The organism is Prosthecobacter sp. (assembly GCF_044373815.1).
Lineage (GTDB): Bacteria > Verrucomicrobiota > Verrucomicrobiia > Verrucomicrobiales > Verrucomicrobiaceae > Prosthecobacter.
The window spans coordinates 1-8,739 of sequence record NZ_JBIPNG010000279.1 but is presented as its reverse complement, the minus strand read 5'-3'; the positions used below and the strand labels follow the sequence as shown (position 1 = coordinate 8,739).

Below are 8,739 nucleotides of genomic sequence, written 5' to 3'. Positions count from 1 at the left end.
AACCTGGACAGGCTGGCGGCGGAGGGGGTGAGGGGGACGAGCTTTTATGTGACGTGGCCGGCGTGTACGCCGTCGCGGGGGAGCATTTTGACGGGGAGGTATCCGCAGCGGAACGGGCTGTATGATATGGTGAGGAATGATCTGGTGAACTATGGTCACCGGTATGATGCGGCGGAGTATGCGGTGTCTCCGGAGATGACGCTGGGGCTGGATGTGCGGGAGGTGACGCTGGGGGACATGCTGCGGAAGGCGGGCTATGCGACGGGCTGCGTGGGGAAGTGGGACATGGGTCAGGCGAGGCGCTTCCTACCGCTGCAGCGGGGCTTTGATTTCTTCTACGGTCACGGGAACAACGGGATCGACTACTACACGCATGAGCGGTACGGGGTGGCATCGCTGTTCCGGGGGAATGAGCGGACGGAGGAGGACAAGGGGACGTATGTGACGGAGGTTTTCCGGCGTGAGGCGCTGCGGTTTGTGAATGAGCAGGCGGGGCGGAAGCCGTTCTTTTTGTATCTGCCCTTCAATGCGCCGCATGGGGCGTCGAGCTTTGGCGAGGGGACGGAGGAGGGGGCGAAGAAGGTGGCTGAGGGGGTGCAGGCGCCGGAGAAGTATGTGGCGATGTATCGGGGCAAGGTGAAGGACGAGAGGCTGGCGCGCTACTGCGGGGCGGTGACGTGCATGGATGAGGCGATCGGCGCGGTGCTGGAGGCGGTGGAGAAGGCGGGGCAGACGGAGAACACGCTGGTGGTGTTTTTGTCTGACAACGGGGGGAGCGGGAACGGTGGGAATGCGCCGCTGCGGGGACAGAAGAGCACGATGTGGGAGGGGGGACTGCGGGTGCCTTTCATCCTGCGCTGGCCGGGCGGGAAGGTGCCGGCGGGGAAGGTGACGGATGAATTCATTACCTCGCTGGAGCTGGTGCCGACGCTGCTGGCGGCGACGGGGGCGATGGGGCCGGAGGGGGTGAAGCTGGATGGCTTCAATATGCTGCCGGTGCTGCGAGGGGAGGTGAAATCGCCGCGGAAGGAGATGTTTTGGCAGCGGCGTGGGGACAAGGCGGCGCGGGTGGAGAACTGGAAGTGGGTGGAGTCGGGGAAGGGCGGGGGGCTCTTTGATTTGAGCACGGACCTGGGGGAGAAGAAGGACCTGAGCGGGGAGAAGCCGGAGGTGGTGCGGATGATGAGGGAGAGGTTTGCGGGGTGGAGGAAGGAGATGGATGGGAGCGAGGCGCGGGGGCCGTTTCGGGACTACTGAGTACGCACGGATTTGCGGCGCGGCGGAAAGCGGTGGCTGCGTTCGTTCTTCACAGTAGGAGCGCCGTGCTGGTGGGCGGGGGATTTGCGGGGGTGGGAGTGTAATTTGTTCTATATGAGGTGTTTAGATGGCAATAAACTGTCAAGAATTCGCCATAAATGAGAGTATTTTAACAAATTGAGTGTGGGACGAATGGCAGAAATGTGGTATGGAAGGGGTCTCCACCCAACTATGAGCAGCGCCCCTGAGATGACATCATCCAAGCCCCAGGCCACGATTTCCGAATGGAAAAAAATTGTCGCCCCTTTCACGGTCCCTTCGATCCCGCGTGCCACCTGGCAGATCGTTAACACTTTCGTCCCGTATGCCCTTCTTTGGTATGCGATGTTTTGGAGCCTGAGCCACACCTCCTACTGGGTGACACTGGCGATCGCGGCGGTGACGGGGCTGCTGCTGGTGCGTGTGTTCATCATGTTTCATGACTGCGGTCATGGGTCGTTTTTCAAATCAAAGCGGGCGAACAGTGTGCTGGGCTTCATCAGCGGGATGCTGACTTTCACGCCGTATCTGCACTGGACATGGCAGCACTCGGTGCACCACCAGACGTCGGGTGACCTGAGCCGCCGTGGCGACGGGGACATCTGGACGATGACGGTGAAGGAGTACCAGGAGTCGAGCCCGACGCGGCGCTTTTTTTACAAGCTGATCCGCAATCCGATCACGCTGTTTGTGGTGGGGCCGCTGGCGCTGTTTTTGATCCATCAGCGTTTTCCATCGCCGCGTGCGAAGGGTAAGGACCGCAAGTCGGTGATGATGATGAACGTGGCGCTGGTGCTCATGATCGTGGGCTTGAGCTACGTGTTTGGCTTCAAGAACTATGTGCTGATGCAGCTGCCGGTGACGATGTTTGCGGGGATGGCAGGGATCTGGATGTTTTATGTGCAGCACCAGTATGAGGATGTGTACTGGGAGCACCGTGAGGGCTGGGACTACACGACGGCGGCGCTGGAGGGCAGCTCTTTTTACAAGCTGCCGAAGATCCTGCAGTGGTTCACGGGGAACATTGGTTTCCACCATGTGCACCACCTGAGCTCACGCATTCCGAACTACTACCTGGAAAAGTGCCATAACTCGCACCCGATGTTTCATTCGATCCCGCCGCTGACTTTCTGGAAGAGCCTGAAGTGCATCAATCTGCGCCTGTGGGATGAGAGCGACCGGAAGCTGATCTCCTGGAAGGAGTACCGCCAGCGCTATGCGCAGCCGGTGGCTGCGGCGGCGAAGGTGGCGGAAGTGGATCCGGCGGATCTGCCTGCGCCGAGCGAGATTGGTTCGGGGATGTCTTAACGGACGGCCGAAATTTTCACCGCAGAGATTGGAAGACCGCAGAGGATCGCTCTGCGGGGACTGGTTTGCACCGCAGAGTTATTGAACTCGAGGCGGCGGGATTGTGGAACGGAGGTTAACAGCGGCCATTTATTTGGGAGCTGTTTGCACGAACTACGTTTCCAGATTCCGGCTAAAGCCGGTACTACAATACGTGCAATGGGTGGTTTCAGGTTTGTGGCGATGCGGAGCTTCCGGAACGGGCTACGATCCCGAGCCGAGCGAAGCGAGACAGACGAACGAAGTGAGCCCGAAGGGAAGCGAAGCGCATCAACTACATACTCAGAAGAGCCGTTGATTTGTTATTCGGGAGTTTTGGAGAATGCATTCGGGCTCGAATGGCGCTTTGCGGCTGCGCTGATCGCGGTGTGACTTATTCAGTGCATCGCTCAACTGTTGCTGTACGTACCTTGGACCATGTCAGTCTTTAGGCTTAACACCGAGTACAGTCCGCAGGGGGATCAGGCGCAGGCGATTGCGAAGCTGACGAAGTCGGTGCGTGCGGGGAACCGGCACCAGACGCTGATGGGGGTGACGGGGTCGGGGAAGACGTTTACGATGGCGAACATCATCGCGGAGGTGGGGCGGCCGGCGCTGGTGTTTTCGCATAACAAGACGCTGGCGGCGCAGCTGTACTCGGAGTTTAAGAATTTCTTCCCGGAGAACGCGGTGGAGTACTTTGTCAGTTACTTCGACTACTACCAGCCGGAGGCTTACATCGCGCGGACGGACACGTTTATTGAGAAGGACAGCGCGGTGAATGATGAGATCGAGCGGCTGCGGCTGGCGAGCATGGGGGCTCTCATTACGCGGCAGGACACGATCATCGTGGCGAGTGTGTCGTGCATCTACGGTCTGGGTTCTCCGGAGGATTATGAGGGGATGATGCTGCCGCTGAACGTGGGCATGCAGATGACGCGGGAGACGCTGCTGACGCGGCTGGTGGACATGCTGTATGAGCGGAATGATGTGCAGCTGACGCGCGGGAAATTCCGGGCGCGCGGGGATGTGATCGAGGTGGTGCCGGCGTATCTGGAGAACGAGGCGATCCGGATTGAGTTTTTCGGGGATGAGATCGACCGGATCAGCGCGGTGGATGTGCTGACGGGGACGGTGACGCTGAAGATGCCGAGCTACACGATTTTTCCGGCGAAGCAGTTTGTGACGCCGGGGGACAAGCTGAGGAAGGCGATCGTGAAAATCCGTGAGGAGATGGAGGAGCGGGTGGCGTGGTTTGAGAAGGAGGGGAAGCTGCTGGAGGCGCAGCGCATCAAGATGCGGACGCAGTATGACATCGAGATGATGCAGGAGATGGGCTTCTGCCAGGGGATCGAGAACTACAGCCGGCACCTGACGGGGCGTGAGCCGGGGGCGACACCGGGGACGCTGCTGGATTTCTTCAAGGAACCGCCGCTGATGTTCATCGACGAGAGCCATGTGACGATCCCGCAGATCGGCGGGATGTATGAGGGTGACAAGTCGCGCAAGACGACGCTGGTGGAGCATGGCTTCCGTTTGCCGAGCGCGCTGGACAACCGGCCGCTGAGGTTTGAGGAGTTCATGGGGAAGGTGGGGCAGCTGGTGTATGTGAGCGCGACGCCGGCGCGGTTTGAGATTGAGAACAGCGTGGTGGGAAATACCAGCTACATCGCGAAGGTGACGGATGCGCTGCCGATGACGCGAACGGTAAGGATCAGCGGGAGTGCGGAGCCGATTGATAAATTTGATGTGACGACGAAGGGACGGACGCTTGTGGTGGAGCAGATCATCCGGCCGACGGGGCTGCTGGACCCGGTGATCACGATCAAGCCGTTGAAGGGGCAGATTGATGAGACGATCGAGCTGTGCCGACAGCGGATTGAGAAGGGGGAGCGTGTGCTGGTGACGACGCTGACGAAGCGGACGGCGGAGGATTTGACGGACTACCTGCGCAATCTGGATTTCAAGGTGCGGTATCTGCACAGCGACATCGATGCGATCGAGCGGGTGGAAATTTTACGGAGCCTGAGATCGGGGGACTGTGATGTGCTGGTGGGGATCAATCTCCTGCGTGAGGGGCTGGATCTGCCGGAGGTGAGCCTGGTGTGCATCTTGGATGCGGACAAGGAGGGCTTTTTGCGGAGCGAGTCGTCGTTGATTCAGACGTCGGGACGTGCGGCTCGACACATCAACGGGGAGGTGGTGCTGTTTGCGGACATTGAGACGAAGAGCATCCGGGCGCTGCTGAGCATCAGTGGTTACCGGCGGCAGGTGCAGACGGATCACAATGAGAAGCATGGGATCACACCGCAGACGGTGCAGCGTGCGGTGCAGGAGAGTCTGCAAGTATTGGGCAAGGCGCGTGAGGTGGAGGAGAGCGTGGTGCGCGAGGGTGGCGGCGATTTTGCGATTACGGAGACGATCCGTGAGCTGGAGCAGGAGATGGCGGATGCGGCGGGCAAGCTGGAGTATGAGCGTGCGGCGCTGCTGCGGGACCAGATTCGGGAATTGAAGAAGAGGGCGGGGCTGAATGCGGATGATACGGGGGCGCTGCCGGCGCAGCGGAAGAATGTGAGCTATGCGAAGCCGAAGAGGGGTGGGAGGAAGGGGAAGTGAGTTTGGAATGACGAATGACGAAATGGGGTGGAGGCGGTGGTGTGCCGGATCGTGGGGCGGAGTTTGCTGCAGACGCTGCTGGTGAGCACGGTGTGTGGCGGGGCGGTGGGTTTGCTTTCCGGATTTGATGGCGGGTACCAGGGTAGCCTCGCTGAGGCTCGGCAAACCTTCGCTATGGTATGCAACCCCTTTGGGGTTGGAGGGTGGCGGAACGCGGTGGAGTGGTGGAGTGGTGGAGTGGTGGAGTTGTTGTGGGGTGATGATGCTTTCGGAGTGAGGAATGGGGGTTTGGCTTCGTTTCAGAGGGACTATGATGAAACGACGCGCCTTCCTGCTTGCTTGTGGTTCCACTGCTTTTGCCGCTGGTGGGGGTGGTGGTCGATTGCGCATTGGGCAGATAGGCTCTGAGCATGCGCATGCGGCGGGGAAGATGGCGGCGATGCGTGCCTTGAAGGATCTTTGGGAGGTGGTGGGGGTCGCGGCGGAGAAGGGGTATGAGGGGGTGCCGCTGCTGACGGAGGCGCAGCTTTTAGGCACGCCGGATCTGAAGGCGGTGGCGGTGGAGACGCGGATGGAGGACTCGTGCGCGACGGCGCTGCGGTGCATCGAGGCGGGGAAGCATGTGCATCTGGACAAGCCGGGGGCGCTGGGGCATGACGAATTTAAGACGATGCGGCTGGAGGCGGAGAAGCGGGGGCTGACGGTGCAGATGGGGTATATGCTGCGCTACAATCCGGCGTTTGAGCTGCTGTTTCAGGCGGTGCGTGAGGGGTGGCTGGGAGAGATCACGGAGATCGATGCGGCGATGGGGAAGCTGGGGGATGCGAAGCAGCGTGGGATCATGGGCGCGCTGCCGGGTGGGGGATTGTTTGAGCTGGGCTGCCATGTGATCGACGCGGTGACGACGATCTTGGGCAAGCCGCAGTCGGTGTCGGCTTTTTCAACGCCGACGCAGGACGATGGCGTGAAGGACAACCAGATGGCGGTGCTGCAGTATGCGAAGGCGACGGCGGTGGTGCGGGTCAATCATGCGGACCCATTTGGCGGGCCGAGGCGGCGCTTCAATGTGACGGGGACGGAGGGGACGTTTGAGATTTTGCCGATGGAGAGCGGGAAGGTGAATCTGTCGCTGACGAAGGCGCGGGGGAGCTACAAGAAGGGGACGCAGTCGTTTCAGCTGGAGGTGCCTAAGGACCGGTATGCGGGGGAGTTTACGGACCTGGCGAAGGTGGTGCGCGGGGAGAAGAAGCTGGCGTGGGATGCGGCGCATGACATCAGCGTGCATGAGACGGTGCTGCGGGCGGCGGGGGCGTGGGGGAAGAGTTGACGGTGGTTTACGGTTGTTGACGGTGGCTGAACGGTTGTTTGGCGGGAGGCGCGTGGCGGTGCGGGTTGCAGACACTGCTGGTGGGCGTGGGGTGTGGCGGAGCGCTGGGTTTGCTATCCGGATGGGGATGGTGACTTCCCAGGGAAGCACTCGCTAAAGCTCGGCAGCCCTGGGCTCAATTACGGAAGGCCGTTGGCCTTGAAGGCAGCGTCGCCAAAGGCATTGCATTACAGGCTGCAACATGGAATTTGAATCTGCCGCAGAGGGGCAAAGAGGCAGAGGAAGCAGAGAATGAATTCAATCTCTGACGCCTCTGCTCCTTCCGTTCTGCGGCAAACCGAACTTTCTCAGGCACGGCATGCCGGGAGTGAGTTTTTGCAGTTCGCTATGCACGTGAGTGTGTCAGTCAATTGAGCGAGGTTCACCAGGCCGTGTTTGCAAACCGCGCGGTGATGGCATCAAGAGGCCGGATAGAAACGGTATCAGGCTGCGAAGCCGGGAAGCGAAACCCCGATGCCTTGGCTTTGGATTGCCGGCACGGTTTTCGAGCATGGCATCAATGGGGGCTGGAATGCCCCGGTTACTGAGTGGCGAACTTGGTGAGGAGGCCGCGTTTGCGGGTGAGGTTGAGGACCCAGACGAAGAGCCAGCCGGCAAGGGCGAGGTAGATGACATTGAGGCCTGCGGCGAGCCAGAGGTGGTTCCAGCTCATGGAGCCGGTTTTCATGACTTCGCGCATGCCTTCAAAGATGGGTGTGGCGGGGAAGAGCCAGGCGATGGGCTGTGACCAGGCGGGCATGTCTTCGACGCGATAGAACACACAGACGACGGGCTGGATGAAGAAGGGGACAGCCCAGGCGAGGGATTCGGCGGCCTGTCCCCAGCGGAGAATCAAGGCGGTAGAGATCATGCCGAGGGCCCAGCCGAAGACCATGAGGTTGAGGAAGAAGGGCACGAGCCACCACTGGAGCTGGAAGATGTTGAAGGAGTAGCCGATCCAGGAGACGAAACTCATGACGACGCAGGTGATGAGGATGCGCAGGAAGCCGACGAAGAAGGTGGAGCCCAGATACTCTGCGGTGCGAACGGGGGCGACGAAGATGTTGAGGAGGTTGCGGGTCCAGACGTCTTCGAGGAAGGAGATGGCGACGCCTTGCTGGGCGCGGAAGAGGATGTCCCAGAGGATCATCGCGCCGAGGAAGAAGAGGATGAAGCCGCCGAATTTTTCATCGCTGTTTTTCTGAATGAAAACGGTGACGTTGCCCCAGACGACGAGATCGACCAGGGGCCAGAACACGAGCTCCACCATGCGCATGGGAGTGCGGGAGTAGAGGAAGAGGTGGCGCATCACGAGCGCGCTGATGATGCGGAAATTCATACGGCGGATTCTTTTTTCGGTTCGTCGAGGATTTCGCCGTCGCGGGCGATCTTGATGAAGACATCCTCAAGGTTGTCGCTGCTGGACTGGGCGACGATGTCGGCGGGAGTGCCTTCGCGTACAATCTTGCCTTTGTGCAGGAAGATGACGCGGTCGCAGACTTCCTCGATGTCGCGCATGTTGTGGGAGGTGTAGAGGATGGCGATGCTGCGCTCGCGCTGGACCTTGCGAACGACTTTGCGGACCTTGTCGGCGATGTCGGGATCGAGGCTGGCGGTGGGCTCGTCGAGCATCAGGAGCTCGGGGTCATTGAGGAAGGCTTTGACGAGATTGACGCGGGTGGACTCGCCTGCGGAGAGCTGGCCGGTGACGCGTTTGCTGAGGTGGGAGATTTCGAGGAGCTCCATGAGCTCGGCGATTTTCTTCTTCGGATTGGGCACGCCGTAGATGCGGGCGAAGACGCTGAGGTTTTGCCAGACGAGGAGATTGCCGGGGAGGGCGGTGTAGGCGGAGGAGAAATTGGAGCGCTGGAGGATGCTGATGCGATTGGCCTGAAGGGGGAGGCCGAAGGCGTTGAGCTCACCTGAAGTCGGCAGGGTGAGGCCGAGGAGGCAGTTCATGGCGGTGGTCTTGCCGGCGCCGTTGGCACCGAGGAGGCCGAGGACCTCACCGCGATGGAGCTTGAAGCTGAAGCGGTCGAGCGCCTTCACGCCGTCGAACTCACGGGTGAGATCGATGGCTTCGAGGATGACTTCGCGGGTGTCGGGGGCGGCGGGCATTAAGGTGTTAGTTCGCA

At 60.5% G+C, this 8,739-nt stretch carries 6 protein-coding genes; 4 read left to right on the top strand and 2 right to left on the bottom strand.

The window, feature by feature from the left end:
* The 4 genes from ACIREA_RS20275 to ACIREA_RS20260 all read left to right on the top strand — a co-directional run.
* On the top strand, window positions 1-1,257 hold a 1,257-nt coding region (locus tag ACIREA_RS20275; protein ID WP_397384164.1), incomplete at its 5' end, for a sulfatase-like hydrolase/transferase.
* 231 nt (window positions 1,258-1,488) lie between these two features.
* Window positions 1,489-2,604: a fatty acid desaturase gene (locus ACIREA_RS20270; RefSeq protein WP_397384163.1), complete on the top strand. Its 1,116-nt coding sequence runs from the start codon at window positions 1,489-1,491 to the stop codon at window positions 2,602-2,604.
* Between the two features lie 456 nt (window positions 2,605-3,060).
* Entirely contained in the window at window positions 3,061-5,238 is a 2,178-nt protein-coding gene (gene uvrB, locus ACIREA_RS20265; RefSeq protein WP_397384162.1) for an excinuclease ABC subunit UvrB, read from the top strand.
* A 310-nt stretch (window positions 5,239-5,548) separates the two neighbouring features.
* Window positions 5,549-6,565 carry a Gfo/Idh/MocA family protein gene (locus tag ACIREA_RS20260; protein WP_397384161.1) on the top strand — a complete coding sequence of 339 codons (1,017 nt, stop codon included), beginning with the start codon at window positions 5,549-5,551 and terminating at the stop codon, window positions 6,563-6,565.
* Between the two features lie 580 nt (window positions 6,566-7,145).
* Here ACIREA_RS20260 and ACIREA_RS20255 read toward each other — a convergent pair.
* Both ACIREA_RS20255 and ACIREA_RS20250 read right to left on the bottom strand, forming a co-directional pair.
* A complete protein-coding gene (locus ACIREA_RS20255) occupies window positions 7,146-7,943 on the bottom strand; it encodes an ABC transporter permease (RefSeq protein ID WP_397384160.1) in 798 nt (265 codons plus the stop codon).
* Window positions 7,940-8,739: ABC transporter ATP-binding protein (locus ACIREA_RS20250; RefSeq protein ID WP_397384159.1), on the bottom strand; the 800-nt coding region annotated here is incomplete at its 5' end. The genes ACIREA_RS20250 and ACIREA_RS20255, both read right to left, overlap by 4 nt.

Excerpts from the sequence above, each read along its gene's own strand:
- ACIREA_RS20270 (WP_397384163.1), top strand. The coding sequence starts at position 1,489 with ATGAGCAGCGCCCCTGAGATGACATCATCCAAGCCCCAGGCCACGATT.
- uvrB (WP_397384162.1), top strand. The coding sequence starts at position 3,061 with ATGTCAGTCTTTAGGCTTAACACCGAGTACAGTCCGCAGGGGGATCAG.
- ACIREA_RS20260 (WP_397384161.1), top strand. The coding sequence starts at position 5,549 with ATGATGAAACGACGCGCCTTCCTGCTTGCTTGTGGTTCCACTGCTTTT.
- ACIREA_RS20255 (WP_397384160.1), bottom strand. The coding sequence starts at position 7,943 with ATGAATTTCCGCATCATCAGCGCGCTCGTGATGCGCCACCTCTTCCTC.